The organism is Arthrobacter sp. Y3224198, assembly GCF_059090025.1.
The window spans coordinates 1-26,384 of record NZ_JBNHFG010000019.1; the positions used below are offsets into that span (position 1 = coordinate 1).

Here is a 26,384-nt window from a genome sequence, read left to right on the forward strand (position 1 = left end):
GGGGGGGGGGGTACCCCGGGTGGCGGGGGGGCCCCCAACCCCCGTGGGCGGGGCCGGGCACTGTGCCCGGCCCCGCCGTCGTCGTTAATACGCGAAACTAGTCCGCGGCAGCGAGCTGGCCGCAGGCGCCGTCGATCTCCTTGCCGCGGGTATCCCGGACAGTGGTGGGGATACCGGCGTCGATCAGGTGGTTGATGAATTCGGAGATGACCTCCGGCTCAGGAGAGGTCCAGATGGAGCCGGGCGTCGGGTTCAGCGGAATGGGGTTCACGTGCACCCAGCCGCGGCCGCGGGCGTTGAGCTTCTTGGCCAGCAGGTCCGCACGCCAGGCGTGGTCGTTCATGTCCTTAATCAGCGCGTACTCAATGGACACCCGGCGGCCGGTGACGCGGTAGTAGTTGTACGCGGCATCCAGCGCCTCGTCCACCTTCCAGCGGCTGTTGACCGGGATCAGCTCATCGCGCAGCTCATCGTCCGGGGCGTGCAGGCTCAGCGCGAAGGTCACCGGGATGTTCTCCTCGGCGAGCTTCTTGATGGCCGGGACCAGACCCACGGTGGAGACCGTGATGTTGCGGGCGCTCATGCCCAGGCCCTCGGGGACCTCGGCGGCCATCCGGTGCACGGCGTTCATCACGCGCTTGTAGTTGGCCAGCGGCTCACCCATGCCCATGAACACGATGTTGGTGACACGCTCGGCGTCGTGGCCGCCGTCGCGCCGCTTGCCGCCCAGGCCGCCTTCCTTGATCACCCGGTTGGCCTGGACAATCTGGTCCAGGATTTCCGCGGTGGACATGTTCCGGGTCAGGCCGGCCTGGCCGGTGGCGCAGAACGGGCAGTTCATGCCGCAGCCGCACTGGCTGGACACGCACAGGGTGATCCGGCCGGGGTAGCGCATCAGCACCGACTCCACGAGGGAACCGTCGAAGAGCCGCCACAGGAACTTAATGGTGTCCCCGTTGTCCGTGGTCAGGCGCTTGACCTCGGTGAGCAGCGGAGGGAACATTTCCGCGGCGATCTCGGCCCGGCGTTCCTTGGGCAGGTCGCTCATGGCCTCGGGGTCGGTGGTGTAGTGCTGGAAGTAGTGCACCGAGAGCTGCTTGGCGCGGAAGCCGGGCAGGCCCAGGGACTTCACCTTCTCCTGGCGCTCGGCCAGCGTCATGTCGGCCAGGTGCGCCGGCGGCTGGGATACGCGCGGCGACTTGAACTGCAGCAGCGGGCGGCCGTCCGGTTCCTTGGCCTGTTCCCAACCCTCCGTGGCAGGGCGGACCTGGGGTCCGGTGGCGGTGGGAAGCGCGCGGGCAGTGCGCGGCTTTTTGGCGGGGGAAGTTTCGAGGCTTGACATCGCCACTATTCTCGCACGGTTCGCACGTCCGGAACATTCCTTTTGCCCGTCAGCCACATCACGGAAACACCGTGGAAACCAGCCGCTCCTAGCGTGGAGCCATACCCGTTGGCCGCTGGAGGCAGCATGTCGGATTTGCGAGATTTTTCGGGAGTTTCCGGTTTCCGTCCCTACTCAACCCCGCACCTGAGAATCCGCGAAGTGCCGTGGAGCAACCCGGTGGGAGCGGACCTGCGCGAGGCCCAGCAGGCGGAACTCGACGCACGCTACGGGACCGCGGCACATGACCCGCATCCGCCCGGCGCCGCCGACTCGGCCGTGTTCCTGGTGGCCTATGAGCGCAGCACCGGCCAGCCCCTGGGCTGCGGCGGGTTGCGGCACATGGATCCGGCGACGGCGGAAATCAAGCGGGTGTACGTCCTGCCATATGCGCGCGGGTCAGGGGTTGCGACGGCGATCCTCGCGGCTCTGGAGGCGCGCGCCAAACAGATGGGGTACGCCGTGCTCACGGCCGAAGCCGGCTCGGCTCAGCCCGACGGGCGGCGGTTCTACGAAAACGGCGGCTACAAGGTGGTCCCGAATTTCGGCCCGTACCTCCGCTCCGAGGGGTCTACCTGCTACTCCAAGACCATCGGCGCCAGGATGCCCCTGTAGGTACGTGCCGGCCGCACCGGGGCGGCCGGCACGTGGCCTGTCCTAGTAGTCGACGCGGTCGGCCGCGGCCGTCCACGCATTGAAGGGTGCCATGGCGGGCGCGTCCGCCACGTCCAGCTGCTTCACCTGCATGGAGCGCTGCTCCAGCGGTGTTTCGAAGTATTCATAAAACGCGGCGTCGTCGAAGCCGGCACTGGCGGCGTCGTGCCGGTCCGCCGCGAAGACCACGCGGTCCACCCGAGCCCACAGCGCCGAGGCCAGGCACATGGGGCAGGGCTCGCAGCTGGTGTACAGCACGGCGCCGGTCAGGTCGAACGTACCCAGGGTGGAGCAGGCGTTGCGGATCGCGGTGACTTCGGCATGCGCGGTGGGATCGTTGTTGGCTGTCACCCGGTTGACACCTTCAAAGGCGGCACCTTCCGCGGTGACAATGACGGCACCGAACGGTCCGCCGCCGTCCGCGACGTTGTCGGTGGCCAGGCGGATGGCCTGGGCCAGGTAAACGCCGTCCGAAGTGTTGTCCATGTGGCTTCTCCTTGGGTCCTGATGCACTGTGACGCAGGTCTGCCAGGTAGATAACCGGGAGTTCCGGCCCGCCTTCGCAGGTGCGAGATTAGCAGTTTTCCGCACACAGCGGACATGGGCGGCGTCACAAAGGCGTATCTGTTTCCGGGCGGCGGCCGCCGGCTTCCCGGGCCGTCGCCCTGCGTTCCCAGCGTGAACCGGCGCCTTCGGAGGCCGCTTCGTCGCCCGGATTGAAGATCCCGCACCGCTCCAGGGAAAGGCACCCGCAGCCTATGCAGCTGTCCAGGGAGTCCTGCAGCACCTGGAGGCCGCGGATCCGCGCGGCGACCAGACGGGACCACCCGGCACTCATGGCCGTCCATTCCGCCCTGCTGGGAGCGCGGTCTGCCGGCAGCTCCGCCAGGGCATCACCGACCTCCTGAAGCGAAAGCCCCATCCGCTGCCCGGCGGAAATGACGGCCAGCCGGCGCAGCACGTGACGCGGGAAAAGCCGCTGGTTGGTGCTGGAGCGCTGCGAGCGGATCAGGCCGCGCTCTTCGTAATAGCGCACCGCCGGCACGGAGATTCCCGCCCGACGGGCCACTTCGCCAATGGAGAGCATCGTGCGCGGAGTTGCTTCATTCACCGGTTCAGTGTGGCAGTCCGCTGCATGCCTCCGGTATCTGTGACGCCTGTTTGACCTCAAGCGCACTTGAGCACGTTGGCTGGTGTCCTGAGCTTCCGCCGGGAAGCAGGAAAGGACCACAAAATGAACCGCAGGCAGGCCCGCTCCCGTCAAAAGTACGCATCGATTCCCCGGACCGTTCCCGGATTGGAGCCGGCACGCCGCTCCATTCGCACCGCTGCCTTCGGACCGGCCACTGGCTTCGCCCCCGAAACCGGCCGTGACGCCCTGGCCGGGCTCCTGCCCGAGGCCGGGCACCTGTTCTTCCCCTTCCGCTGACGCCCGCTGCTCCGGCGGCGGCCGGGCGGCCGGGCGGCATCGGCACTGCTGCCGCTGCCCCCCTCCTCCCCCGGGAAGCAGGTGTTCCGGATACCCGTTGTCAGCGGCAGTCTGCGGTGGGAACGTAAAAGCACCCGCCTCTGAAAGGACCGGTCATGGCACGCATGATTTTTCCAAACCTCCCCGTAGCGGACCTGAAAACCGCAGAAAACTTCTATCTGGGTCTCGGGTTCACCAAGGATCCCCAGTTCAGCAATGACCAGGGCAGCGCCATTGTCATTTCGGACAGCATTGTGGTGATGCTCCTGCAGCAGGACTTTTACCAGGGCTTCCTCCCCTCGGGCGACACCCCCCACCTCGCGTCCTCCGGCAAGGAAGTGCTGAACTGCATCAGCTGCGAGAGCCGCGACGAAGTGGACCAGATCATGGCCGCCTGCCAAGCGGGCGGCGGTGCAGTGTACGCACCGGCCGAGGAACGGATGCCGGGGATGTACAGCGGCTCCGCCACCGATCCGGACGGGCACGTCTGGGAGTTCTTGTGGATGGATCCCGCCAGCGCGGAGGAACCGGAGCGGACCTTTGAGGTATCCTCCAATGCCACGGTCCAGGAACAGAACCAGGCGCTCTAAAAACCGCGCACGGCCACACCGGAACGCGCGCCGGGCCCGGGACGGCAAGGCCGCCTGACGCCTCCGCTACTTCACGGCGCCCATGGACAGGCCGCGGACCAGTTGCTTCTGCGCCACCCAGCCGGCCAGGACCACCGGCAGGGATGCCAGGACGGAAGCGGCGGAGAGCTGGGCGAGGAACAGGCCCTCGCTGGTCATCTGCGACACCAGGAACACCGGGACCGTAGCCGATTTCCCGGCCGTCAGGATCAGGGCGAAGAAGAACTCGTTCCACGCGAAGATCACGCAGATCAGGGCGGTAGCGGCCAGCCCGGGGGCGACCATGGGCATCAGCACCCGCCACAGCGTCTTCATCAGCCCGGCGCCGTCCATCTGCGCGGCCTCCAGCACTTCGCCGGGAACCTCGAGGAAGAACGAACGCATCATCCAGACGGCGATGGGCAGGTTCATGGAGGTGTACAGCACCACCAGGGTCCACACGTTGTCCAGGACCTTCAGCTGCCCGGCAATAACGTAGATCGGCATGATGACGGCCACCACGGGCAGCATGCGGGTCGAAATAAAGAAGAACAGCACGTCGGAGGTTTTCTTCACCGGCCTGATGCTCAGGGCATAGGACGCCGGAACCGCCAGGGCAATCACCAGGATGGTCGAGACCCCGGTGGCAATGGCCGAATTGGCGAAGTAGCTGCCGGCTCCGCTGCCCAGCACTGCCCGGTACTGATCCAGGGTGGGTGCGAAAAAGAAGACGGGCGGAGACGACGCCGCGGCGGACTCCTGCTTGAAGGAGGTCAGCACCATCCACAGCACCGGTGAGAAGAAGATCAGGGCCAGCACCCAGGTCACGGTGGTGATGACCGGACCGGCGTTGAACCTGCGGGCCGGTTTCCGGACGGTGCGCCCGGACGGGCCGGTTTCCTCGCCGGCGGGAGTGGGAGCTGCAGTTTGGGTAGCCACGTCCTTAGTCCTTTACGTCGAAGCTTCGGAAGATCAGGCGCAGGGCGAGGGTTGCCACGATCATGGTGGCGATGACCACCACCACGCCCATGGCGGCGGCCTGGCCGACGTCGAAGCCCAGGAAGGCCCGCTGGTAGATGTAGAACGGCAGGTTGGCGCTGGCCGTGCCGGGGCCGCCCGCGGTCATCAGGTAGATCTGGTCAAACGTGTTGACCACGTAGATCGCGCCCAGCAGGACGCCCAGTTCGATGTAGCGGCGCAGCTGGGGAAGGGTGACCGAGATGAAGGTCCGCCACCAGCCGGCGCCGTCCACCTGCGCCGCCTCCAGCACGTCCTTGGACTGCGCCTGCAGGCCGGAGAGCACCAGCAGCATCATGAACGGGGTCCACTGCCACACCAGGGCCATCAGGATGGAGGCGATGGGGTGCTGCGACGTCCAGTCCACCGGCGGGACCCCCACCAGCCCGATCACCCAGTTCAGCAGGCCGTAGCTGGGGTTCAGGATGGAGATGGACCAGAGCAGTGAGCTGGCCACCGGCATGATCAGGAACGGGGTGATCAGCAGGGTCCGCACAATGCCGCGGCCGGGAAAGGACCGGTCCAGCAGCAGCGCGAAAACGATGCCCAGCAGCATCGCGAAGAACACGCAGCCCACGGTGAAAATGACGCTGTTCAACGCGGCACCGCGGAAGGTGGAGTCGCCGAAGATGTCCGCATAGTTGGACAGGCCGACAAACTGGTTGCCTTCGGGGCGCAGGAGATTCCAGTTCTGCAGCGAATACCAGATGGTGAACAGGAACGGGATCTGCGTGACCACCAGGGTGAAGATCAGCGCCGGCAGCAGCGGCATCCGTCGCCGCCATCCCTCGGCCGAGGACATCCCGCCGTTCTGCCGCTCTTCGGCGGCCTTTCGTGCCCGGACCTGCTGGCGGGCTACCAAGGTGGACATCAGCCGCCTCCGTCCTGGTAGCTTTCGGCCACCGTCGATGCGTAGCTCTGGGACTGTTCCAATGCCTCCTGAACCGTCTGCTGGCCGGCAATGGCGGCCGAAATCTGCTGCGCCACCCGGGTGCCCAGGTCCTGGAATTCCGGGATGCCCACAAACTGCAGCCCGGTGTACGGCACGCCCTGCACCATGCTGTTTTCCTGCGAGGCCCCGGCCATCGCCTTCAGGGTGGGCTCCGCGTAGGCTTCGGCGATTTCGGCGTACTCGGGGATCTCGTAGGTGGAGAGCCGGCTGCCCGGGGGCACCCGTTCCCAGCCGATTTCCGAGCCGACCAGCTGGATGTAGTCCTTGTTCGTCATCCAGGAGACAAAGTCCCAGGCGGCATCCTTCTGCTCGCTGGTGGAGGGAATGGCCAGCGACCAGCTGTACAGCCAGCCCGCGGAGTCCGTTTCCTGCACGGGCGCGGGAGCGTAGCCGGTCTTGCCCACCACCAGCGAGGAGGATGGGTCCTCGATGGAGGACACCATGGCGGTGGCGTCGTACCACATGGCCGTATTCCCCTGGCTGTACAGGGTCAGGCAGTCGCCGTAGCCGCTGGTGGCCGGGCCCGCCTGCCCGTAGTCCTGGACCAGCTGCACATAGTCGGTGACTGCCGCCTCCACCTCCGGAGAGTCCAGCGTCGCGTTCCAGTCCCCATCGAACCAGCGGCCGCCGTAGGTGTTGATCATGGTGTCCAGCGGAGCCATCACCTCGCCCCAGCCGGCCAGCCCGCGGAGACAGACCCCGCTCCGCTCACCCGCCGGGTCGTCCAGTGCCTCGGCAAATCCGCGGATGTCCTCCCACGTGGGCTGTTCCGGCATCTGAAGGCCGGCCTCTTCGAACAGATCGGCGCGGTAGGCCAGGAATGAGGACTCGCCGTAGAACGGCACCGAGTACAGGTCCCCCTCATAGCTGAGCGCCTCGCGGATGGTGGGGACGAAATCTTCGGGATCGTAGCCTTCCGTGGAATCCGCATAGTCCTGGAGATTGGTGATCCATCCGTTTTCGGCCCACATGGGAGTCTCGTAATTGGAAATCATCACGACGTCGAATTCGCCGCCCTGGGTGGCTACCGAAGCGGTGATTTTCGCCCTCGCCTCGTTTTCCGGAAGCGAGACAAAGCTGACGTCGATATCCGGATATTGGGCCTTGAATTCATCTTGGAGGGAGATGGCGTCCTGCATCTGCGGATTGGAGACAATGGCTACGACAATTTCCTTGTTGCCGTCCGCTTCCGCTCCGCCGCAGCCCGCCAGCACCAGGCCGGCCACCGCTGCACATGCCAGGACCGACCGTGTCCGGGAGTGCCCCCGGCGGCGGATCCGCCTGCTGAATCTCATATGTCACCTTTGCTCATTTGAGATGCCGGTACCGCTTGCGTTGGCGCGACACTACGTCCAGCGGTCCTGCCCGGGCAAGGCAACAGGTGAGAAAAAGGGAAAAGAATACGCAGCTACCCGGAAATTCGGGTATCCATCACCACTTCCGTGGCACCGTCGGCCGTTTCGGCACTGAGCCGGACGGTAATTCCGGTGATATCGGCCAGCGAGGACAGGTGGGTGCCGCCGCAGGGAATGCTCACCGTGCCGTCCGGCAGGTCGCACACCCACCGGCGCATTCCCGTCAGCAGTTCGGACTCCCGTTCAATACGCACTTTGGCTCCGGATGCCACCCATTCGGCAAGGGTGGCATTTACTTCTGTCTCCACCGCTGCAAGGTCCGCCAGCAGCGCCTCGGGCAGGAAGCCCTTGCGCCGCAGGGATTTGCCCAGCCGGTACACGTCCCGGGAACCGGATTCGACGATCGTGGATGTTTCGATGGCCAGGGCGTCGAAGTCCGGGTTGCCCGCGGCGTCGGGCTGGACGTCCTTCTTCCAGGCAGCGGCAAGCTGCCGGTTCAGGGCCAGGGACGCCAGGTGGCAGGCAGTGTGCCCGGCGGACAGCGCTGCCCGGTAGTGGCCGTCCACCCGGAGCTGCACCCGGGAGCCCTCCGCCAGCACGCTGCCTGCGGGCAGGACGTGCACCGCGAAGAAGGCCCACCCTTCGGCGCCCTTGCGGACCGGGATGTCCCGGCCAATGAACAGGGTGCTGCCGTCCGCGGCGCCCACCACGCAGTCCTCCACCGGCACTTCGGTGCCGTCCGGCGTCGTGAGCGTTGCCCGGTCCGCGCCCTGGTCCGGCCAGCCGGCATCCACCGGATGCACAGGTGTGGAATCCAGCAGTACCGCCAGCCGCCGGTCCGGCAGGGTCTCGGTGTACAGCACGGTGGCGGAACCGGAAACGGCGCCGGCGGGGTAGGTCACAACGGTATCGGCAGCAGGCAGATTCATCCGGCCAGCCTACCGAAACCGGCATCCGGGAATGTGAGGGCCGCCACTGGATTACGCGGCACGGCCAATGTGCGGTAAAGTCGTAACCACGCCGCGGGGTGGAGCAGTTCGGTAGCTCGCTGGGCTCATAACCCAGAGGTCGCAAGTTCAAATCTTGCCCCCGCAACCAAAGAAGAATCCCGATCCGGATGACCGGATCGGGATTTTTTGTGCCCTCCGCCGGTTCCCCGCCGGAAGCGTCCCGATCAGCGGGCTTGGTTGTTTCCATCACACCTCCTCGGATAGGTTGCGAGGACAATCCCGTTGCGGAGAGGTGGCCAAAGCGCTGATGGAAGCCCGAATAACCCTGCAAGTAGACGGAACACCGCGCACGCTGACGGTAGACACCCGCACCACGGTGCTGGATGCACTGCGGGACCGGCTGGGCGTCACGAGCCCCAAAAAGGGCTGCGACCACGGCCAGTGCGGCGCCTGCACGGTCCTGCTGGACGGACGGCGTGCCAATTCCTGCCTGACGCTCGCGGTGGCGCACGACGGCGCGGACATCATCACCGCCGAAGGCCTGGCCAGCGGCACTCCCGACGGCGAACTGCACCCCGTCCAGCGCGCCTTCCTGGAGCAGGACGGGTTCCAGTGCGGCTACTGCACCCCCGGGCAGGTCTGTTCCGCGGCGGGCATCATCGAAGAGGCCGCAGCCGGACATCCCTCCACGGCCACCGAAGACCTGCAGGCCGAGGGCGGGGTAGATCTCACCGATGCCGAAATCCGCGAGCGCATGAGTGGAAACCTTTGCCGCTGCGGGGCCTACGCCAACATTGTGGCCGCCGTCCGGCAAGCCGCTGAAGCCGCCGGTGCCCGGCGCGGCGGCAGCCCGGATCCCGGGCAGGCTGCGGTGGAGGACTCCCCCACGGCCGAGTCCATGCCCTCCCACCCCGAGGAGCGGGCATGATCCCCTTCGAGTACCGCCGCGCCGACGACGCCGCCTCCGCTGTTGCCCTGGTCAGCGCCGCCCCGGACGCCGCCTTCCTGGCCGGTGGCACCAACCTGGTGGACCGCATGAAGCTGGGCATCGCGTCACCCACGATGCTGGTGGACATCAGCAGGCTGCCGCTGGACACGGTGGATGTGCAGGACGACGGCCGGGTACGGATCGGCACCAACGTCCGCAACGCGGACCTGGCGGCCAACACCTACATCCGCCGGCGGTATCCGGCCCTGGCGCAGGCGCTGCTGGCGGGCGCATCCGGCCAGTTGCGCAACCTCGCCACCACCGGCGGCAACCTGCTGCAGCGCACCCGGTGCGTGTACTTCCAAAACCCCACCACTCCCTGCAACAAACGCGAACCGGGCACCGGCTGCTCCGCCATCGACGGATACACCCGCTACCACGCCATCCTCGGCGCTTCCGAGGACTGCGTGGCCACCCACCCCTCGGACATGGCCGTGGCCCTCGCCGCGCTGGACGCCTCTGTGGTGGTGCTCGGCCCCGCCGGGGAACGGATCATCCCGCTGAGCGAATTCCACCGGTTGCCGGGCGGCGAGCCGCAGCGGGATACCGTCCTGGCGCACGGCGAACTGATCACCGCCGTCGAACTTCCGCCCGCGCCGCCGCATTCCGCGTACCGCAAGGTACGGGACCGGGCGTCCTACGCCTTCGCGCTGGTCTCGGTGGCCGCGGCGCTGGAACTGGAGGACGACGGCGCCAATCCCCCTGTGATCCGCGACGTACGGATCGCCCTGGGCGGAGTGGCGCACAAACCCTGGCGGGCCCTGCAGGCGGAGGCGGTACTGCGCGGAGCGGAAGCCACGGAAGCGAACTTCCGGGCTGCTGCGGATGCCGAGCTGGTTCACGCCGAGCCGCTGCGCGAAAACGGCTTCAAGGTGCCCATGGTCCGCAACACGCTCGCCGCCGTCCTGCGTGACCTTGCCGGCGTGCCGGCACCGGAGGTGAGCGCCCCCGGAACGGATCACCCGGAGGGACCGGATGGCCCGGACGACGCCGGCTGGGAGGAGCTGACCCCATGACCAACCTGATGCCTGCCTCGGCCATTGGCACCGCGTACGAGCGGCTCGACGGCGAACTCAAAGTCACCGGCACCGCCCCGTACGCCTACGAACAGCCAGCGGAGCACCCGCTGCACCTGTATCCGGTCCTGTCCACCATTGCGCGCGGCACGGTGCAGCGGGTGGACACCGCCGAGGCGGAGGCGATCGAAGGTGTTTTCACCGTCCTGACTGCGGAAACTGCACCCCGGCTGGCGGATGCCTCGGACCGGGAGCTGGCCGTCCTGCAGGACAACGCAGTGGGCTACCGCGGGCAGATAGTGGCGGCCGTGCTGGCCGAGACCCCGGAAGTTGCCCGGCAGGCTGCCGACGCCGTGCGGGTGAGCTATGCGGCCGAACCGTTTTCCGCCCAGCTGCGCGGAGACGACCCGGCCCTCTATGCACCGGAAGAACTCAACGCCGGCACCCCCACGGACAGCGGCCAGGGCGATGCTGACGCCGCTTTCGATACGGCTGCACTGAAGATCGAGCAAACCTATTCCACCCCCGCCGAACACAACAACCCGCTGGAACCCCATGCCACCGTGGCGCAGTGGGACGGGACCCTCCTGACGCTCTGGGACTCCACCCAGGGCGTCCACGCGGTCAAGGGCACCCTGGCCCAGGTGCTGGGTCTCGAGGAGGAACAGGTCCGGGTCATCGCCCCGCATGTGGGCGGCGGCTTCGGGTCCAAGGGCATGCCGCATGTGCACGTGGTGATGGCGGCCCTGGCCGCTCAGTGCACCGACGGGCGGCCGGTGAAGTTCCCGGTCAGCCGCCAGCAGATGTACAGCCTCACCAGCCACCGCACCCCCACCATCCAGCGCATCCGGCTGGGTGCCGCCGACGACGGCCGGCTGACCTCTATGTCGCTGGACATTGTGGAACACACCTCCCGCATCAAGGAGTTCGCCGAACAGACTCCGGCCCCGTTCCGGATGATGTACGCCTCCCCCAACCGCCGCACCACCACCCGGCTCGCACCCCTGGACATTCCCGTGCCGTCCTGGATGCGGGCCCCGGGCGAGTGCCCCGGGATGTTCGGACCGGAGGTGGCCATGGACGAACTCGCTGCCGCGGCGGGACTGGACCCGATTGAACTGCGGCGGCGCAACGAACCGGAGGTGGATCCGGAGACCGGCAAGCCGTGGTCCAGCCGGCACCTGATGGACTGCTTCGACCTGGGCGCCGAGCGGTTCGGCTGGAACCGGCGGGTCACCCGGCCGCGCTCGGTGCAGGAGGACGGCTGGCTGGTGGGCCTGGGCACGGCCAGCGCTGTCTACCCGTTTATGCGCCAGCCCTCCAACAGCGCCCGGATCAGCTACGAACAGGACGGCATCTACTCCGTGCAGATCGGTGCGGCGGACATCGGCACCGGTGCCTGGACCGCGCTGACACAGATTGCCGCCGATGCGCTGCGGGTGCCCGTCGACCGGATCCGGCTCGGCATCGGCGACACCAGGTTCCCGGCCGCCAGTGTGGCCGGCGGGTCTTCCGGCACCGCCAGCTGGGGCGGCACCATCATCGCCGCTGCCCGGGCCTTCCGGGCAGACCATGGCGAACACCCCTCCCCCGGTGCGGCCACCGAGGCCGACGCGCCGGAGGATCCCGAGGCGCAGAACCTGGCCCTGTACTCCTTCGGGGCGCACTTCGCCGAGGTGCGCATCCATGCGGACACCGGCGAAATCCGGGTACCGCGCATGCTGGGGGTCTTCTCCGCCGGCCGGATCATCAATCCCCGCACCGCCCGTTCCCAGTTCCTGGGCGGTATGACCATGGGTATGGGCATGGCCCTGCACGAACAGAGCGTCCTGGATCCGCGGTTCGGGATCTTCGTCAACCATGACCTGGCCGAATACCACGTCCCCACCAACTCCGACGTGCAGGACATGGAGGCCCTCTGGATTGAGGACGTGGACGAACATGCCGGGCCGCTTGGTGCCCGCGGCATCGGCGAGATCGGCATTGTGGGCAGCGCCGCGGCCATTGCCAATGCCGCTTACAACGCCTCCGGGGTCCGGGTGCGGGACCTGCCGCTGACCCCCGACAAGTTCCTGTCCTGACCGGCGGCTTAACAATCCGACCCCGGCCGGGCGGGAACCGAAGGGAACGGCGGCGGTATGCCAGACTGGCGCCATGACAGCCATGCGCCCCCTCCCGACCGTCTTGGAAGGGCGGTTTGTCCGGCTTGAACCGCTCACGGCGGACCTCCTGCCGGACCTGCACCGCGCCATCGCGGCACCCCCGGTGTTCGCCGGCGGCTACGGCGGCGGGCCTGCCGGTCTCCGCGCGGACCTGGACGCCTTCACCGAATGGGCGCGCACGTTCTACCGTTGGAACGAGTTGCCGTTTGCGGTCCGCCGGCTCGGCGGGGACGGTGCCGGGCCGGTAGTGGGCACCAGCAGCCTGGCCGACCTTGACCCGGCCACCGAGTCGCTGCAGCTGGGCTGGACGGCATATGCGCCCGCTGTGTGGGGCACGGCAGTGAACGCCGAAACCAAGCTGCTGTTGCTGGGATATGCCTTTGCCGCCGGGTTCGGACGGGTCACCATCCAGGCGGATTCCCGCAACGCCCGCTCGCGGGCAGCGATCAGCAAGCTGGGCGCGGCCTTTGAAGGTATCCGACGCCGGGACCGGCGGCGCGCCGACGGCAGCTGGCGGGACACCGCGGTGTACTCGATCCTGGCCGAAGAATGGCCGCAGGTACGCTCCGGCCTCGAAGACCGGCTGCACCGGTTCACCGCCCCAGCGGGTCGCGGCGGCGGGACCGGCGGCCGCGGGTAGCATTTCGGCCACAACAGCTTCCCGGCGGCGGCGCCGGGACGGAAGCGAGGGACGAAACGTGAGCGCAAACTTCGGCGACTACCAGCTCGGCATCTACATGAACGGCGCACGGGGCGTGGTGCCGGAACTGCCCATCGGCTTTGCCGCCACCGAGGAGCTGGCCCAAACCGTGATGGATGCCCGGATCCTGGGCTACGTGGCCGGCGGCGCCGGGGATGAACACACGCAGCGGGCCAATGTGGCAGCCTTCGACCGGCTCGGCATCATGCCGCGCATGCTGGTGGGCGCGGCGCAGCGCGACCTGGGCATCGAACTGTTCGGACACCGCTTCGCCTCCCCCTTGTTCTTTGCCCCCGTGGGCGTGCTGGGCGCAGTGGCGGACGACGGCGACCTGGCCACCGCGGCGTCGTCGGCCGCCCTGGGGATCCCCATGGTGGCCTCCACCCTGGCCTCCGCGCCGTTGGAACAGGTCCGGGCGGCGGCCGGGGACACCGCCGGCTTTTTCCAGCTGTATCCGCCGGATGACCGGGAACTGGCCGAAAGCTTGGTCCACCGCGCCGAAGCGGCCGGCTACAAGGGCATCGTCATCACCCTTGATACCTGGGTCAACGGCTGGCGGCCGCGCGATCTCACCGCCGCCTATCTGCCCATGCTCTCGGGTCAGTGCCTGGCCAACTACCTGGCGGATGACCGGTTCCGGAAGCTGCTTGCGGAGCAGGGCTCCGCCGATCCCGCGGCGGTGGTAATGCTCTGGGCATCCCTGTTCGGCAATCCCACCATGACCTGGGACGATCTGGCCTGGTTCCGGTCCCTGACGTCGCTGCCGATCATCCTGAAGGGCATCTGCTCCCCCGAGGACACCAGGCGGGCGCTGGACGGCGGCATGGACGGCATTTACTGCTCCAACCACGGCGGACGGCAGGCCAACGGCGGCATTCCGGCCATTGACTGCCTCCCGGGCGTGGTGGAAGCGGCCGACGGCGCCCCGGTTCTTTTCGATTCGGGCGTGCGTTCCGGCGTCGATGCCCTGCGGGCGATCGGCCTGGGCGCAACGGCGGTGGGCATCGGACGCCCCTATGTCTACGGGCTGGCGGTGGGCGGACAGGCAGGTGTTTCCCATGTCATGCGCAGCCTGCTCGCCGAGGCGGACCTGACCATGGCCGTCAACGGTTACCCGGACCTGGCCTCGCTGCGGGGGTCCCTGCACCGGCTCTGGGAATCATCTGGCCAGGGTGGCTCCGGCCGGTAAGGAGGCTTTCAGGGGGCCGGCGGGAAACCCTCCCGCGGCCACCAGTACGGGAGGAGGGTCCGCAGCGAGCCAAGCCAGGCCTCGACGTCGTCGTCGTCACTGATGACCCACTGTTCGAACCAGGAGGCGTAGGCCCCGCCGAGGTACCCCGCCGTGGCCTCGAGGTTCAGGTCGGGCAGCACACCGTGTGCCTGCCAGACGTCCAGCGCCAGGACAAACCGCATCCGCAGGTCCTCGACGAGGACGCCCAGGAACGTCTCGGTATGGAACAGGGCGCGGTAGACCCGTTGCTCCTCCTTGGTGTGCTGCAGGATCTGCCGGATGGAGTCGACGTACAGCTCGCCGATTTCCGCGACCGTCCGGCCGGTTCCGCGCTGGTCCAGATCCACGGTGCCCAGCCGGTCCACCAGGCCCGCGTAGACGGAGGCGGCAAAGTCGAAAATGTTCCGGTGGTGCCCGTAGAACGTGGTGCGGTGCACCCCGGCCTGCCGGCACAGCGCGGAAACGCTGATGTCGGCCAGTTCATGGTCCCGCAGCAGCTCCCACAGGCCCGTCTGCAGCGCTTGCCGCGTGCGTGCGGTCCGCGGTTCCTCCGGGCAGGGGCGCCGAAGGGGCCTGGGTTGTTCTGCTGGCATAAATCCAATCTTTGCAGATACACGGAAGGACCCTGCCGAAGCAAGGCCCTTCCGTGCCGCGGCGCTGGGGGACGCCGCAAGCTTTTGTAGATGCACTGGCTTAGTGGTTGGCCAGTCCTGCCGTTTCGCCGCCGTCGACCACGAACTCCGCGCCGCTGGAGAAGCTGGAATCGTCGCTGGCCAGGAACAGCACCATCTGCGACACCTCTTCCGCTTCGCCCATGCGGTGCAGGGCAACGTGGTTCATGGGGTTCTCCATACCCTCGGTCATCGGCGTCTTGATGACGCCGGGGTGCACGGAGTTCACGCGGATGCCGTACTTGCCCAGGTCCAGGGCTACCGACTTGGTCAGCCCGCGCACCGCGTACTTGGTGGCCGTGTAGCCCGGCAGCTCCACAAAGCCCTGCAGGCCGGCGGTGGAGGAGATGTTGATGATCGAGCCGCCTTTGGACTCTTTCAGTGCCGGAATGGCGGCCTTGATGCCTAGGAAGACGCCGTTGAGGTTGATGTTCACAATCGCGTTCCACTGCTCAACGCTGTAGTCCTCGATGTGCCCGAAGTTGGCGATGCCGGCGTTGTTGACCAGCACGTCCAGTCCGCCGAACTCGCTGACCGCGGTCCGGACCGCTGCGGCCCAGTCATCGGCCCTGGTGACGTCAAGGTGCACGTAGCGGGCATTGTCGCCGAGCTCTTCGGCAGTCTTTTTGCCGTGCTCGTCGAGGATGTCGCCAATGACTACCTTGGCGCCCTCTGCCACCAGCAGTCGGGCGTGTGAGGCACCCATGCCCCGTGCGCCGCCGCTGATGAGTGCTACTTTGCCGCTTACGCGTCCCATTACGTGTCTCCTTCTGAGTGGTTCTTATCCTGCCTTATTCAACACCTGTAGAAGAAATCCGCATTCCCGGGTGGGGCAAATGTGACTGAGGAGACAGATGCGCCGTCGGTGTCAGCGAAGGGCCGGCCGCGTCCGCTGCGGCAGGGGCACCAGCGCGGAGGTCCGCTGCTGGTAGCGGGCATACGCGGGATAGCGGGAGCGCGAAATACTCTCGGTGAACGCCGTGGAACCGGCAAAGAGGAGGGTCAGCAGGACGGCGCCCAGCACGGTCCAATGCAGCCAGGAGCCGGTTGCTGCAACGGCAAACCCGTAGAACAGCCACCACTGGGCAATTTCGAAGAAGAAGTTCGGGTGCCGGGAAAACCTGAAGAGTCCGGAGGAGAGGAAGCCCGGTTCAGGCGTGCGCCCGGCTGCCCGCTGGGACTTTTTCCACTGCTGGAAATTCCACTGCTGCTGGTCGGCAACGGTCTCGCCGGCCAGTGCGGCCAGGAACAGCACGGCCAGCACCCCATCCCAGGCCGTGAGGGGCCCGGGATGCCCGAATACCGTAAGCACGGGAAGCGTCATGAACCAGATGATCACGTTCTGGTAGATGCTGATGAAGCCCAGGTTGAAGGCCTGGAACTGCCACGGCCGCAGACGGGCCTGCAGGATCCCCCACCGGTAGTCCTCACCACCGGGTGCGTACCCGCCCTTCCGGGCAAAGTTGAAGGTGAGCCGGGCACCCCACAGCGTCACCAGGACAGCCATCAGCACCACGCGGGCATCCCCGCCGGAAGCGGCAGCGAACACCCACAAATAGACCGGCGGCGCCACTGACCAGATCCGGTCCGTCCAGGAATACTCCCGGGTGGCGAGGGAAAGCAGCCATGTGCCGGCGCAGGCGGCGGCACATATCCAAAGGCACACGCGGAGCGGGTCCATTGTTGGAGGATACGCAGGGCGCTGCTCCGTGCGGGAGCCTTGTCAGCCCATCAGGCGGTGTTCGTAGGCAAATGCCACCAGCTGGATGCGTGTGGCCAGACCCAGCCGGTCCAGGATCCGGCGGATGTGTGTTTTCACCGTGGCCTCGGAAAGGAAAACACCGGCAGCAATTTCCGCGTTGCTCAAACCCTTCGCCACCAGCACAAACACGTCCTTCTCGCGTGCCGACAGGCCGGCAATGGCTTCCAGATCCGGTTCGGGCGGCTCCGCGGAACGGGTCAGGTGGGCAAACAGGTCATGGGCGGAGCCGGGGGCAACCACCGAGTAGCCGGCGTAGACGGTACGGATGGCGGAAAGCAGGAATTCCGGCTCGGCACTCTTGAGCAGGTAGCCGCTGGCACCGGCACGGATCACTTCCACCACCGCCTGGTCCCGGTTGAAGGTTGTCAAAGCAATGATTTTCGGCCGGTCCCGTCCGTCCGCGTCGGCAGCAGCCATGATCCGCCGGGTGGCGGTGATCCCGTCCACCACCGGCATCCGCAGATCCATCAGCATCACATCCGGACGCGCGGTTTCGGCCAGTTCCACCGCCTCCATCCCGTTACCTGCACCGCCGCAATAGACAAGATCCGACTGCGAGCGCACCAGCATCTGGATGCCGGTACGGAACAGGGGCTGGTCATCCACCAGGGCCACACTGATCGGCGCGTGCGCGGCTTCCAAGGCAGCCTCACTCATCTGCGCCAACCAGCTCCGCGGCGTAAATCTCAGCACCGGGCGCGCTGACAGCCAGCCCATAGGGCAGAAACGCACTCACCCGGAAGCTCTCGCCGTCCGGTCCGGCCGTCAGCCAACCGCCGGCCAGATGGGCCCGCTCCCGCATCCCGGCGATGCCGCGCCCGGTTCCGGCCGTCGTCGGGCTCCCGTTGTTCCCGGCAGCGGACGATGCCGGGCGGGCCGCATAGGAGGCAAGCTGCAGGGAGAGCCCGGGACCGCTCCAATCCAGGTGCACCGTAACGCGAGTACCGGCACCGCCGTGGCGCAATGCATTGGTGAGGGATTCCTGCACTATCCGGAACACCGCAAGCTGCTGGCCCTCCGGCAGGTCCACCGGCGATCCGGATTCAGTGCGTTCCACCTGCAGGCTGTTGCCCTGCTGCTCCAGGAGCTCATCTATGTCCGCCAGCCGGGGCTGGGGCAGCGCGGAACCGCCGTCACCCACCCCTTCGATCACCCGCTGGGCGTCGGTCAGGGCGCGGCGGGCGGCCGAGGCAATGTTCTCCAGTGCATCCAGCACCGGCTGCGGCTGGTCCTTGCCCAGATACCGGGAGCCGTCCGCCTGCGCCGCGATCACGGCCAGCGAGTGGGCCAGCACGTCGTGCAGGTCGCGGGAGATGCGGGTCCGCTCCTGCTCCACGATCAGATCCACTTCGGTGGCCTTCAGGCTGTCCACTGCTGCCGTCCGTTCCGCGGACAGGGTGCGGCGTTCCTCCCAGCTGCGCGCTGCGTGTCCCGCCAGCCACGCCGCAGCGAAAATAACCAGCAGGAAAGAGGAATAAAGCATCCAGAAATCCCGCATGGTATCCCGCGAGGCATTGTCGACCGGCAGCCACCCGATTCCATGCGAATAGCTTCGGTTCAGCATCAGATAGGCCATGGCTCCGGCCAGGAAAGGCGCTGCGGCAATTCCTGCCACCCGCTGCCATTTATCTCCTGACAGCGCTACAAAAAAGAGGACAACGGCCCAGGCCAGGTAAATGGGCCAGCTGTTGGATTCCAAAGGCGGTACTGCCCGGAGAAGCTGTGCGGTGAGGACCAGTCCGGGAATGAGCAGAGCGGCGTAAGGCACGCGTGAAGCAAGCCCGATAGCCAACGTGAAGGCCAGCAACGGGAGCACACCGTGCCATTGGAAAAACCCGTCGTACATCCGGTGGCTTTGGGCTGTCGACCAAAGCACCAGGAAGAGAAGGGCAGCAGCAGGCGCACCCCAGATACGCGTGTTGTTCAGCAATTGAGTCATGGCACCGAAGCTATCCCGCCCCTTTACGGCTTTCGAGTGAAAGCGCAGTCTTTCATCCCGGCGGCTGGGAATCCTGTCCATTTGGCTGATTTCGCATTAACGCATCCAAAGAATCGGCCGTAGAATTCCCGAATGGCAAACCTGATTACCCCCGATGCCCGTTTCCGGAACAGCTGGCTGGCTGCGGCCGAAGAATTCCGCGGCGCGCACATGGACGGCTCAGGCGTGTACGGCGACAACCCGCTCGAACGCATCCGCACGGAAATTTCCGGGGATTTTGCGGCCTTCGTCGACGGGCTGGTAGCGGACCGGCTGCCGGAGACGCCCCGTCCGGAGGAGTTTGTGCCCTGCACCTATCTGTGGCTGGTGGAGGGTGAGGAGTTCCTCGGGTCCCTCGCCATCCGGCACACCCTGAATGACTTCCTCTTCGAGCAGGGCGGCCACATCGGCTACAGCGTGCGGCCCTCCGCACGACGGCAGGGACATGCCACACGTGCGCTGCAGCAGGCCCTGCCGGTGGCCCGCGGGCTGGGCATGTCACGGGTACTGGTTACCTGTGCCGAGGACAACGCCGGGTCCCGGGCCGTCATCGAGAAGAACGGCGGGGTTTACGAGGACAGCAGGGAAGGCGCCCGCCGGTACTGGATCGAGCTGGACTAGCGCCGGGGTCCGAAACCGGGCAGGGGCAACGCCGCGGTGAACCGGGTGCGCCCGGGGCGGCTTTCAACGTCGATGGTGCCGCCGTTGGCAGCAAGCAGCGCCTGCGCGATGGCCAGGCCCAGACCGCTGCTGGGCGCCCCGCGGGCGGTACCGGTCCGGGCGGAATCCGCCTTGCTGAACCGGGAGAACAGTGAGTCCATAAACTCCGGGGCGATACCCGGCCCGTTGTCGGTGACGGCCACGACCGCTTCGACCCCGGTGGTATGCAGGCTGATCTCCACACGGGTTCCCGGCGGCGTGTGCTTGTGGGCGTTGAAGAGAAGGTTGATCAGCACCTGGCGCAGTTCGGATTCGACGGCACGGACAAGCACCGGCTCATCCGGAAGCGCCAGGATCCACTGGTCCTCCGGCGCCGCCACCTGTGCATCGCTGGCGGCCTCCACCACCAGCTCGCTGAGGTCCACATCGGATGGTTCCCCCCGCTGTCCCTCGTCCAACCGGGCCAACAGGAGCAGGTTTTCCACCAGGGCTGACATGCGTTTGGATTCGCTGTCCACCCGTTCCAGGGCGGACCGCCCCGCCGGGCTGACCTGTTCACTGAGCAGGACCAGTTCGGTGTATCCCCGTATGGAGGACAGCGGCGTGCGCAGTTCATGGCTGGCATCCGCCACGAACTGGCGCACCTTCATCTCGCTGGCCTGGCGGGCCCGAAGGGCATTGGTGACGTGGTCGATCATCCCGTTCAGTGCCAGTCCCACGGTGCCTGTTTCGGACCCGGGCTGCGCTGCGGACGGCGGCACCCGGACGGGGATTTCCACCTCCCCCGAGGCCAGCGGAAGCTTCGAGACCGAGGTGGCCACCTCGGCGAGCTGGTCGAGCGGACGCAGCGAGCGGCGGATGATCACGGTTCCGGCCACGCCGGTCACCAGCAGTCCTATCAGGGACAGCACCGCCAAGGAGAGATCCAGGGAAGCCAGCGTGCTGTCGCGCTGGGCCGTGGAGAGTCCGGTCACCAGCACCGCGTCGGGATTCTCCGCACCGTGCGGCGCCGGGAACGCGTCCACCCGGTAGTGTCCCTGGGACAAGGCCAGGTCCTCGGGCCCGTGGTCAGGGTTTATGGCCGCCAGCATCGCCAGATCGTCCCCGGTCAGCGGTTCGGCCACCCCGTCCTCAAGCGCCAGGCTGGACCGGGCGGCCTCCCCGTCAACGAACACGGCGTTCAGGGACCCCGGGCGCTGGCCCACCGTCGGATTATCCGTCCTGGGTAGGTGCACCCGCGGGCCGCCGATCGCCCGCGTGGGCGCCGGCTTCTCCGCTGGTGAGGGACCCTCACGGAAGCCGGCCCGGCCCGCCGCCCGTTCCAGGCCGTCGTCGAGCACCCCCGTGAGGTACTGGCTCATGGCCAGGTGGCTGAACACCCCGATGGCCGCGCAGGTTACGGTCAGGAGAGCCAGGGTGGCCAAAATGAGCTTGGTGCGCAGGGGGTGCCTGCGGAAGCCGGACCGCCGCCGGGATGCAGCTTTCTGCAGCGTGCTCACGCGGGGGCCGGCTTGAGGACGTAGCCCACGCCGCGGACGGTGTGGATCATCGGCGGGCGTCCGGCGTCGATCTTTTTCCGCAGGTAGGAGATGTACAGTTCCACGATGTTCGCCTGTCCGCCGAAATCGTACTTCCAGACGTTGGCCAGGATCTGCGCCTTGCTCAGGACCCGCTTCGGGTTCTCCATGAGGTAGCGCAGCAGTTCCCATTGCGTGTGGGTGAGGGTGATCTCCTCACAGTCCCTGGCGACCTCCCGGGTTTCCAGATTCATCACCAGGTCCCCGACCACCAGTTCGGCAGAGTCCGACGCCGCCACCCCCGAACGCTGCACCAGCCGGTGCAGCCGGAGCATCAGTTCCTCCATGCTGAACGGCTTGGTCACGTAGTCGTCTCCACCGGCGGCGAGCCCGGATATCCGGTCCTTCACGGCATCCTTCGCAGTGAGGAACAGGGCCGGGACCTGCGGCGAAAAAGTCCGGATCCTCTTCAGGGCCTCCAGCCCGTCCAATCCGGGCATCATAATGTCCAGCACCAGGACGTCCGGACGGAACTCCCGTGCATCGGCAACGGCCCGGAGTCCGTCCGGTGCCGTGTGCACGTTCCACCCCAGCATCCGCAGGCCCATGCCGACCAGCTCGGCAAGGCTCGTCTCATCGTCCACCACCAGCGCCCGGATGGGACTGCCGTCCAGATGGGCCAGGCGCGGGAGGTTGCCTGCTGGCGAAGAGGAGGAAGCGTCTGCCATGGATGGTTTCCTTTGGCTCAGGTGGCCTTCAGCCGGCCCGGGTGGAGCCTGGCACCCACTGGGCATGCCGGGCGTTGACCGAACCTGTTCCGAAACTGTGCCGTACCTGAGCGCCCGGCGCAACATTTCCTCAGCAGGCTTATGGTTTTACCAGCACGCCCTCGGAAGGGAAGGACACCATGAGCGAGGAACGCCGCAGGGAAATCGGGGAATCCGAGGCACCGGTGGAAGACGAACTGCACGAATCGTTTGAAAACACGGTCACGGAAGGCGGCGAACGGCTGCACCGGACTTTCCGCACCATCCTGGTCACCGGCTTCTTCGGCGGCCTCGAAGTGGGACTCGGCGTGATGGCCTATCTGGCGGTGATGCATCAGACCGGTGACCATCTCCTGGCAGGCGTCGCCTTCAGCGCAGGGCTGATCGCCCTGTTCCTTGCCCACAGCGAGCTCTTCACCGAGAACTTCCTGATGCCCGTTGCCGCCGTCGTCGCGAAAGAAGGCAGCGTCAAGCAGCTGGGCAAGCTATGGGGCGGAACCCTGGTGGCCAACCTGGCCGGCGGCTGGATCTTTATGTGGATTGTCATGCAGGCGTTTCCGCAGTGGGAGCCGACCGTGGCCGAGTCGGCACGGCACTTCACCGACGCCCCCTTCTCGCTGCAGACGGTGGCCCTGGCTGTGCTGGGCGGCAGCACCATCACGCTGATGAGCCGCATGCAGCAGGGGACGTCATCGGATCCGGCCAAGATTGTGGCAACAGTGATTGGCGGCTTCCTGCTCGCCGGGCTGCAACTGTTCCACTCGATCCTGGATTCACTGCTCATTTTCGGGGCCATCCAGTCGGGCGCGGGGATCACCTATCTGCAATGGCTCGACTGGTTCGGCTATACCCTGCTGTTCAACATGGTGGGCGGCCTGGTCCTGGTCACTGCCCTGCGCCTCCTGCGTACCAAGGAGTTGCTTGTGCAGCGGCGCCGGGAGGCGCCCGAGGATCCGGACGCCGCACACCGCGATGCCTAGCGCCTGATTGTGGCTGCCGCTCCGCCGACGGCGCAGAGCCCGGCCGCCGCCGCGGCCAGGAGCACAGGATCCACGATTTCCAGCCCTGCACCCGCCGCGGCCGACCCCGCGGCCTGCCCGGTAGCCAGGGCGATAAACAGGACCGAGGTGCCCGCACCGGCACGCCGGGGCCAGGCCGAACGCGCCCACAGGATCAGTACGGCGGACATCGCCATATAGCCGGCACCGAAAACCGCCATGCCCCCATACGCCGCGGCCGCGTTGCCGGTGGCTACGGACAGGCCGACGACGGCGGTAGCCAGGGCCAGCGCGCCGGCACACGCGGCCCAGCCGCCGCGCAACCCGATCCGTTGCACCAGCCGGCCGGTGAGGGTGCCCAGCAGGCCGCCGGCGCCAAGGGCTATCCACAGCCAACCGACCCTGCCGCCGGACACGGCACCCGCCTCGCTGACCAGCAGCGGGCCGAAGGTCCAGGTCAGGGCGGATCCGGCTCCGACCACCAGGGCGGCGGCAGCCGGAACCAGCAGGGCCCGCCACGGAGCCGCCTGCCCGGCGGAATCCGGCCGCCCCTGAGGTCTCCGCGGGATCGTCCGCGTCCGTGCCGTGGAGCGTGAACGCACCGGATACAGTGCCGCCGCTGCCGACAGTCCGCAGATGACGGCCATCAGGACCCAGGCCGGACCGATGGACGGAACGGCAAAAACGAGCAGGCCGGCGCCGATCACGCCCACGGCAGTGCCGGCGTTGGCGATGGACTGCGCCGTCGCCGTCGCTTCGGGTTTCACCAGTGCATCCAGGACCGGCACCAGCGCCGGGGATGCAAAGCCTCCGCCGAGGCCGCCCACCAGCACGGCCAGCACAAAGACGGCCGGGTCCGTGGCCACGGCCACGCCCAGACAGCCGGCAGCGGCGGTAGCCCCGGCCAGCACCAGCCCCGTCCGGGGATGCCGGTCCACCAGGCGGGCCGCCGCCAGCGCGGCCACCGAATAGGAGGTGAACTGCGCTGCAGCGGCCCAGCCCAGCACGCCCAGCAGCTCCGGCCGGGAGGCAGCCAGCGCCGGGGCAAACAGCCCTACCCCGAACCGGGCCATCCCGTAGGTGGCAGCGATCAGCAGCATTCCGGCAACGGCGACGCCAGGGCCTGCGTCACCGCGTGTTGTGGTCATCTGGCTCATTTCACTCCCCGGGCTGGGTGTAACGTCCGTTTCAGTGTAACGGTCGTTACACTAATGGCATGCCAGTTCCCCAGCAAACCCGTGAACGCATCCTCGATGCCGCCGAACAACTGTTCTTCACCACCGGCATCACCGCGTCCGGGGTCGATTCAGTGGCCGCAGCTGCGGGCGTATCCGTGGTGACCCTCTACAAGCACTTCGGGGCCAAGGACAACCTCCTGCGGGAGGTGCTTTCCCGGCGGCTGGACGCCTGGACGGTCCATTGGGATGCCGCCATTGCCCGCGCGGACTCCGCCCAGGAACGCCTGCTGGCGATCTTCTCCGCCGTGGAGACCTTCCGCGCGGCAGCCGGACCGACGCAGTGGTGCTGTTTCCTCGCCACCGCCTCGGAACGGCCTGCCCCGGAGCCCGGCGCCAGCGACCCGGTCTTCGACCTGGTGGCCGCGGACACCCGGCTGGTCACCGGGCGCCTTGTCGAACTGGCCCGCGACGGCGGCTACCGGGATCCGGAGGGTGTGGCTGCCGCGCTTTTGCTGCTCTACAACGGCGTGTTGAGCAGCCTCCTACGCGGCCAACCGGCAGAACCGGTCCGGTACGCGCGTGCCGCCGCCCGGGCCGTCCTGGCCGCGGGCGGTTAACCCGGCACGGACGAAGGCCGTCCGTGCCGGGACCCGGGGTCTTTCCACAGGGGAGGCCCCGGGGGTTCCCTACTTTGCGAGAATGTTGCGCACAAACAGTTCCGTGCGTTCACGCAGTCCCGCGATCCGCTCCGCGATGACCGCGTCCGGATCCGGGTGGATGGGTGTGGGCGGAACGGGTGCGCGCACGTTCACGGAGCAGGTGAAGTCGGCGTGGATGAGCGTGCCGACGGTGTTGCCGTCCCGGCCCCGCTGGCCCGCGCGGCGAGCCACATAGAGGAAGACTTCCTCCTCTGAGAAAACGTCCTGGCAGAGCGCGCACAGCACCCGCCGGTTCTTCGGGGCGCTCAGTTCCGGCGCGCGGAGCAGTACGCCTACGGGTTTCCCGTCCAACGGAAGGACCAGATACGCCCGTTGCGGCATCTTGTGGTCACGCCAGCCAAGCTGGTCCAGGGTTTCCCAGGTGATGTTTTCAAAGCCGATAGGCAGGTTCATAGCGGCCACCTCGGAGCGGGTGGCATTGATAAAGGACTTGCGGATAGCGGATTCCGACAGGGGTTCCATGATGTTTATCTGTGCTTTCGTGAGCAGTAAAGGGCGCACCTCGGCGCGTCAGGGACGGAAGGCAGGGGACGGCGCAGTGCAGGGCACGCAGCCCACCTGCCCCTCCGCCACGCGGGCGCGCGCGCACATCATGTTGACCACCGCGCAATCTTAGCAACCGCAGGAGGCCCCCTCCCCCGCGGGCCCCTGCCGGACCGGACACGTGCCGGACCGGCCGCGCCGCAAACCCTGGATGAGTCCGTACCGCCCCGTTGGCCACCCGCTGCCCCGCGGCGGAACAGGGGGGACTTGCGCAGGGGGGATATGCTGGCGGCACAGCGTGGAGGCCACGGTCTGCCCGTGTTGGCCGTATGTCAACCCCTTCCGGCAGTTCAACGCCCCCTCGCCTGGAACCCGACTCCTTCTCGATTGCCCGTCTGCCCGCACCGCCAGGCAGTTATCCCGGTCTTTGGAGCCCGCTTCCGAACGAGCTCGGAACCATCTGAACAGAGGGACGTCATCTTGAATTTCACCGTTGGGCAGACCCTGGTGTATCCGCACCACGGCGCCGTCACCGTCACCGATATCTCACCCATGACCGTTAAGGGAGTTGAGCGCGAGACCCTGACGTTCCGCGTGCACGCGACCGAACTCACCATCAAGCTGCCGGTGGACAATGCCGAAGACGTAGGCGTGCGCAGCGTCATCAATGACGACGGCGTCCAGGCCGTGTTCGCCGTCCTGCGCGGCCCGGCGGGCATGGAGCCGGATAACTGGTCGCGCCGGTTCAAGGCCAACGAAGGCAAGATGGCCACCGGCGAACTGCACCTGATTGCCGAAGTGGTCCGCGACCTGTGGTGCCGTGAGCGGACCCACCCGCTGTCCACCGGAGAAAAGCGGATGCTGCTCAAGGCCCGGCAGCTGCTTGTGTCCGAACTCGCCCTGGCCCGCGCGGCGACCGCGGAGGAAGCCGGCGACCTCCTGGACTCAGTACTGATGGAAGCCGCCGGAGAGCCGGAGCTGGCCAGCAGCTAGCCGTTCGTCGTCCCCGGCGCGGGAGACGGGGTCCTGCTCACGTCCGACCGGACGGCGCGGGGCCCCGTTTTGGTCTCTGCGCGCCTCCGGTTGTATCAAGGAATGAGAACGGATTTCCGGCATCTCTACGGAAACCGTTCCTTGCGGATCGGAAGACATTCGAGGGTCCTGCTGCT

28 protein-coding genes and 1 tRNA gene are annotated in these 26,384 nt (G+C 67.2%); 13 read left to right on the top strand and 16 right to left on the bottom strand.

Features of this window, described 5'->3' with window-relative positions:
- Positions 1–97 precede the first annotated feature (97 nt).
- Positions 98–1,342 carry a dual-specificity RNA methyltransferase RlmN gene (gene rlmN / locus AC5RUF_RS11300; protein ID WP_493998045.1) on the bottom strand — a complete coding sequence of 415 codons (1,245 nt, stop codon included), beginning with the start codon at positions 1,340–1,342 and terminating at the stop codon, positions 98–100.
- A 126-nt stretch (positions 1,343–1,468) separates the two neighbouring features.
- Here rlmN and AC5RUF_RS11305 point away from each other — a divergent pair, with 126 nt between their 5' ends.
- The gene (locus AC5RUF_RS11305) at positions 1,469–1,996 is read left to right on the top strand and encodes a GNAT family N-acetyltransferase (protein WP_493998044.1); all 528 of its coding nucleotides are present in this window, start codon (positions 1,469–1,471) and stop codon (positions 1,994–1,996) included.
- A gap of 42 nt (positions 1,997–2,038) precedes the next feature.
- Here AC5RUF_RS11305 and AC5RUF_RS11310 read toward each other — a convergent pair whose 3' ends face one another.
- Positions 2,039–2,521: a nucleoside deaminase gene (locus AC5RUF_RS11310; protein ID WP_493998043.1), complete on the bottom strand. Its 483-nt coding sequence runs from the start codon at positions 2,519–2,521 to the stop codon at positions 2,039–2,041.
- Between the two features lie 124 nt (positions 2,522–2,645).
- On the bottom strand, positions 2,646–3,146 hold the full coding sequence (soxR, locus tag AC5RUF_RS11315) for a redox-sensitive transcriptional activator SoxR (protein ID WP_494130622.1): 501 nt from the start codon (positions 3,144–3,146) through the stop codon (positions 2,646–2,648).
- Positions 3,147–3,269: 123 nt separating this feature from the next.
- Between soxR and AC5RUF_RS11320 the strand changes: the two genes are divergently transcribed.
- Together AC5RUF_RS11320 and AC5RUF_RS11325 are read left to right on the top strand one after the other, a co-directional pair.
- Entirely contained in the window at positions 3,270–3,464 is a 195-nt protein-coding gene (locus AC5RUF_RS11320; RefSeq protein WP_494130623.1) for a hypothetical protein, read from the top strand.
- A 155-nt stretch (positions 3,465–3,619) separates the two neighbouring features.
- On the top strand, positions 3,620–4,093 hold the full coding sequence (locus AC5RUF_RS11325; RefSeq protein WP_494130624.1) for a VOC family protein: 474 nt from the start codon (positions 3,620–3,622) through the stop codon (positions 4,091–4,093).
- A 66-nt stretch (positions 4,094–4,159) separates the two neighbouring features.
- On the opposite strand, the gene AC5RUF_RS11330 is transcribed toward AC5RUF_RS11325, so the two are convergent.
- The 4 genes from AC5RUF_RS11330 to AC5RUF_RS11345 form a co-directional block, all read right to left on the bottom strand.
- The gene (locus AC5RUF_RS11330) at positions 4,160–4,948 is read right to left on the bottom strand and encodes a carbohydrate ABC transporter permease (protein WP_494130659.1); all 789 of its coding nucleotides are present in this window, start codon (positions 4,946–4,948) and stop codon (positions 4,160–4,162) included.
- A gap of 106 nt (positions 4,949–5,054) precedes the next feature.
- The gene (locus AC5RUF_RS11335; RefSeq protein WP_493997668.1) at positions 5,055–5,999 is read right to left on the bottom strand and encodes a carbohydrate ABC transporter permease; all 945 of its coding nucleotides are present in this window, start codon (positions 5,997–5,999) and stop codon (positions 5,055–5,057) included.
- Positions 5,999–7,375 (bottom strand): ABC transporter substrate-binding protein, encoded by a 1,377-nt coding sequence (locus AC5RUF_RS11340; protein WP_494130625.1) that lies wholly within the window; start codon positions 7,373–7,375, stop codon positions 5,999–6,001. Before AC5RUF_RS11340 ends, AC5RUF_RS11335 begins: the two co-directional genes overlap by 1 nt.
- Before the next feature lie 113 nt (positions 7,376–7,488).
- Positions 7,489–8,364, bottom strand: coding sequence for an alanyl-tRNA editing protein (locus tag AC5RUF_RS11345; protein ID WP_494130626.1), 876 nt, complete (start codon positions 8,362–8,364; stop codon positions 7,489–7,491).
- Positions 8,365–8,456: 92 nt separating this feature from the next.
- On the opposite strand from AC5RUF_RS11345, the gene AC5RUF_RS11350 reads away from it, so the two are divergent.
- The 6 genes from AC5RUF_RS11350 (at position 8,457) to AC5RUF_RS11375 (ending at position 14,440) form a co-directional block, all read left to right on the top strand.
- Positions 8,457–8,533: transfer RNA gene (locus AC5RUF_RS11350), tRNA-Met, on the top strand.
- A gap of 159 nt (positions 8,534–8,692) precedes the next feature.
- Positions 8,693–9,313: a (2Fe-2S)-binding protein gene (locus AC5RUF_RS11355; RefSeq protein ID WP_494130627.1), complete on the top strand. Its 621-nt coding sequence runs from the start codon at positions 8,693–8,695 to the stop codon at positions 9,311–9,313.
- Positions 9,310–10,389 (top strand): FAD binding domain-containing protein, encoded by a 1,080-nt coding sequence (locus AC5RUF_RS11360; RefSeq protein WP_494130628.1) that lies wholly within the window; start codon positions 9,310–9,312, stop codon positions 10,387–10,389. Before AC5RUF_RS11355 ends, AC5RUF_RS11360 begins: the two co-directional genes overlap by 4 nt.
- A complete protein-coding gene (locus tag AC5RUF_RS11365) occupies positions 10,386–12,470 on the top strand; it encodes a xanthine dehydrogenase family protein molybdopterin-binding subunit (RefSeq protein WP_494130629.1) in 2,085 nt (694 codons plus the stop codon). The genes AC5RUF_RS11360 and AC5RUF_RS11365 overlap by 4 nt, the downstream gene beginning before the upstream one ends.
- A gap of 73 nt (positions 12,471–12,543) precedes the next feature.
- Positions 12,544–13,191, top strand: a complete 648-nt coding sequence (locus tag AC5RUF_RS11370) for a GNAT family N-acetyltransferase (protein ID WP_494130630.1) — start codon at positions 12,544–12,546, stop codon at positions 13,189–13,191.
- A 58-nt stretch (positions 13,192–13,249) separates the two neighbouring features.
- Positions 13,250–14,440, top strand: a complete 1,191-nt coding sequence (locus tag AC5RUF_RS11375) for an alpha-hydroxy-acid oxidizing protein (RefSeq protein ID WP_494130631.1) — start codon at positions 13,250–13,252, stop codon at positions 14,438–14,440.
- Positions 14,441–14,448: 8 nt separating this feature from the next.
- Here the strand turns inward: AC5RUF_RS11375 and AC5RUF_RS11380 are convergent, their stop codons facing one another.
- The 5 genes from AC5RUF_RS11380 to AC5RUF_RS11400 form a co-directional block, all read right to left on the bottom strand.
- Positions 14,449–15,075, bottom strand: coding sequence for a TetR/AcrR family transcriptional regulator (locus AC5RUF_RS11380; protein ID WP_494130632.1), 627 nt, complete (start codon positions 15,073–15,075; stop codon positions 14,449–14,451).
- 100 nt (positions 15,076–15,175) lie between these two features.
- On the bottom strand, positions 15,176–15,910 hold the full coding sequence (locus AC5RUF_RS11385; protein ID WP_493996964.1) for a glucose 1-dehydrogenase: 735 nt from the start codon (positions 15,908–15,910) through the stop codon (positions 15,176–15,178).
- Between the two features lie 111 nt (positions 15,911–16,021).
- Positions 16,022–16,834, bottom strand: a complete 813-nt coding sequence (locus AC5RUF_RS11390) for a DUF1295 domain-containing protein (RefSeq protein WP_494130633.1) — start codon at positions 16,832–16,834, stop codon at positions 16,022–16,024.
- Positions 16,835–16,876: 42 nt separating this feature from the next.
- On the bottom strand, positions 16,877–17,572 hold the full coding sequence (locus AC5RUF_RS11395) for a response regulator (protein WP_493996966.1): 696 nt from the start codon (positions 17,570–17,572) through the stop codon (positions 16,877–16,879).
- Complete coding sequence (locus tag AC5RUF_RS11400) at positions 17,565–18,854, bottom strand: sensor histidine kinase (RefSeq protein WP_494130634.1); 1,290 nt, start codon at positions 18,852–18,854, stop codon at positions 17,565–17,567. Before AC5RUF_RS11400 ends, AC5RUF_RS11395 begins: the two co-directional genes overlap by 8 nt.
- Positions 18,855–18,986: 132 nt before the next feature.
- Between AC5RUF_RS11400 and AC5RUF_RS11405 the strand changes: the two genes are divergently transcribed.
- Positions 18,987–19,514 carry a GNAT family N-acetyltransferase gene (locus AC5RUF_RS11405; protein WP_494130635.1) on the top strand — a complete coding sequence of 176 codons (528 nt, stop codon included), beginning with the start codon at positions 18,987–18,989 and terminating at the stop codon, positions 19,512–19,514.
- On the opposite strand, the gene AC5RUF_RS11410 is transcribed toward AC5RUF_RS11405, so the two are convergent.
- Together AC5RUF_RS11410 and AC5RUF_RS11415 are read right to left on the bottom strand one after the other, a co-directional pair.
- Positions 19,511–21,052, bottom strand: a complete 1,542-nt coding sequence (locus AC5RUF_RS11410) for a sensor histidine kinase (RefSeq protein WP_494130636.1) — start codon at positions 21,050–21,052, stop codon at positions 19,511–19,513. The two genes, AC5RUF_RS11405 and AC5RUF_RS11410, sit on opposite strands and share 4 nt — an antisense overlap.
- Positions 21,049–21,798: a response regulator transcription factor gene (locus AC5RUF_RS11415; protein ID WP_493998587.1), complete on the bottom strand. Its 750-nt coding sequence runs from the start codon at positions 21,796–21,798 to the stop codon at positions 21,049–21,051. Before AC5RUF_RS11415 ends, AC5RUF_RS11410 begins: the two co-directional genes overlap by 4 nt.
- A 179-nt stretch (positions 21,799–21,977) precedes the next feature.
- On the opposite strand from AC5RUF_RS11415, the gene AC5RUF_RS11420 reads away from it, so the two are divergent.
- Positions 21,978–22,817 (top strand): formate/nitrite transporter family protein, encoded by an 840-nt coding sequence (locus AC5RUF_RS11420; RefSeq protein WP_494130637.1) that lies wholly within the window; start codon positions 21,978–21,980, stop codon positions 22,815–22,817.
- On the opposite strand, the gene AC5RUF_RS11425 is transcribed toward AC5RUF_RS11420, so the two are convergent.
- Complete coding sequence (locus AC5RUF_RS11425; protein WP_494130638.1) at positions 22,814–23,983, bottom strand: MFS transporter; 1,170 nt, start codon at positions 23,981–23,983, stop codon at positions 22,814–22,816. The two genes, AC5RUF_RS11420 and AC5RUF_RS11425, sit on opposite strands and share 4 nt — an antisense overlap.
- Before the next feature lie 68 nt (positions 23,984–24,051).
- On the opposite strand from AC5RUF_RS11425, the gene AC5RUF_RS11430 reads away from it, so the two are divergent.
- Positions 24,052–24,630 carry a TetR/AcrR family transcriptional regulator gene (locus tag AC5RUF_RS11430; RefSeq protein ID WP_494130639.1) on the top strand — a complete coding sequence of 193 codons (579 nt, stop codon included), beginning with the start codon at positions 24,052–24,054 and terminating at the stop codon, positions 24,628–24,630.
- Positions 24,631–24,699: 69 nt separating this feature from the next.
- Here AC5RUF_RS11430 and AC5RUF_RS11435 read toward each other — a convergent pair whose 3' ends face one another.
- Positions 24,700–25,194 carry an FBP domain-containing protein gene (locus tag AC5RUF_RS11435; RefSeq protein WP_494130640.1) on the bottom strand — a complete coding sequence of 165 codons (495 nt, stop codon included), beginning with the start codon at positions 25,192–25,194 and terminating at the stop codon, positions 24,700–24,702.
- 501 nt (positions 25,195–25,695) lie between these two features.
- Between AC5RUF_RS11435 and AC5RUF_RS11440 the strand changes: the two genes are divergently transcribed.
- Positions 25,696–26,208, top strand: a complete 513-nt coding sequence (locus tag AC5RUF_RS11440) for a CarD family transcriptional regulator (RefSeq protein WP_493997928.1) — start codon at positions 25,696–25,698, stop codon at positions 26,206–26,208.
- Positions 26,209–26,384: the final 176 nt, after the last annotated feature.

Excerpts from the sequence above, each read along its gene's own strand:
- AC5RUF_RS11400 (WP_494130634.1), bottom strand. The coding sequence starts at position 18,854 with ATGACTCAATTGCTGAACAACACGCGTATCTGGGGTGCGCCTGCTGCT.
- rlmN (WP_493998045.1), bottom strand. The coding sequence starts at position 1,342 with ATGTCAAGCCTCGAAACTTCCCCCGCCAAAAAGCCGCGCACTGCCCGC.
- AC5RUF_RS11355 (WP_494130627.1), top strand. The coding sequence starts at position 8,693 with ATGGAAGCCCGAATAACCCTGCAAGTAGACGGAACACCGCGCACGCTG.
- AC5RUF_RS11310 (WP_493998043.1), bottom strand. The coding sequence starts at position 2,521 with ATGGACAACACTTCGGACGGCGTTTACCTGGCCCAGGCCATCCGCCTG.
- AC5RUF_RS11340 (WP_494130625.1), bottom strand. The coding sequence starts at position 7,375 with ATGAGATTCAGCAGGCGGATCCGCCGCCGGGGGCACTCCCGGACACGG.
- AC5RUF_RS11365 (WP_494130629.1), top strand. The coding sequence starts at position 10,386 with ATGACCAACCTGATGCCTGCCTCGGCCATTGGCACCGCGTACGAGCGG.
- AC5RUF_RS11320 (WP_494130623.1), top strand. The coding sequence starts at position 3,270 with ATGAACCGCAGGCAGGCCCGCTCCCGTCAAAAGTACGCATCGATTCCC.
- AC5RUF_RS11380 (WP_494130632.1), bottom strand. The coding sequence starts at position 15,075 with ATGCCAGCAGAACAACCCAGGCCCCTTCGGCGCCCCTGCCCGGAGGAA.
- AC5RUF_RS11390 (WP_494130633.1), bottom strand. The coding sequence starts at position 16,834 with ATGGACCCGCTCCGCGTGTGCCTTTGGATATGTGCCGCCGCCTGCGCC.
- AC5RUF_RS11345 (WP_494130626.1), bottom strand. The coding sequence starts at position 8,364 with ATGAATCTGCCTGCTGCCGATACCGTTGTGACCTACCCCGCCGGCGCC.
- AC5RUF_RS11305 (WP_493998044.1), top strand. The coding sequence starts at position 1,469 with ATGTCGGATTTGCGAGATTTTTCGGGAGTTTCCGGTTTCCGTCCCTAC.
- AC5RUF_RS11425 (WP_494130638.1), bottom strand. The coding sequence starts at position 23,983 with ATGACCACAACACGCGGTGACGCAGGCCCTGGCGTCGCCGTTGCCGGA.
- AC5RUF_RS11435 (WP_494130640.1), bottom strand. The coding sequence starts at position 25,194 with ATGGAACCCCTGTCGGAATCCGCTATCCGCAAGTCCTTTATCAATGCC.
- AC5RUF_RS11360 (WP_494130628.1), top strand. The coding sequence starts at position 9,310 with ATGATCCCCTTCGAGTACCGCCGCGCCGACGACGCCGCCTCCGCTGTT.
- AC5RUF_RS11370 (WP_494130630.1), top strand. The coding sequence starts at position 12,544 with ATGACAGCCATGCGCCCCCTCCCGACCGTCTTGGAAGGGCGGTTTGTC.
- AC5RUF_RS11335 (WP_493997668.1), bottom strand. The coding sequence starts at position 5,999 with ATGTCCACCTTGGTAGCCCGCCAGCAGGTCCGGGCACGAAAGGCCGCC.
- AC5RUF_RS11415 (WP_493998587.1), bottom strand. The coding sequence starts at position 21,798 with ATGGCAGACGCTTCCTCCTCTTCGCCAGCAGGCAACCTCCCGCGCCTG.
- AC5RUF_RS11385 (WP_493996964.1), bottom strand. The coding sequence starts at position 15,910 with ATGGGACGCGTAAGCGGCAAAGTAGCACTCATCAGCGGCGGCGCACGG.
- AC5RUF_RS11405 (WP_494130635.1), top strand. The coding sequence starts at position 18,987 with ATGGCAAACCTGATTACCCCCGATGCCCGTTTCCGGAACAGCTGGCTG.
- AC5RUF_RS11325 (WP_494130624.1), top strand. The coding sequence starts at position 3,620 with ATGGCACGCATGATTTTTCCAAACCTCCCCGTAGCGGACCTGAAAACC.
- AC5RUF_RS11395 (WP_493996966.1), bottom strand. The coding sequence starts at position 17,572 with ATGAGTGAGGCTGCCTTGGAAGCCGCGCACGCGCCGATCAGTGTGGCC.
- AC5RUF_RS11430 (WP_494130639.1), top strand. The coding sequence starts at position 24,052 with ATGCCAGTTCCCCAGCAAACCCGTGAACGCATCCTCGATGCCGCCGAA.
- AC5RUF_RS11420 (WP_494130637.1), top strand. The coding sequence starts at position 21,978 with ATGAGCGAGGAACGCCGCAGGGAAATCGGGGAATCCGAGGCACCGGTG.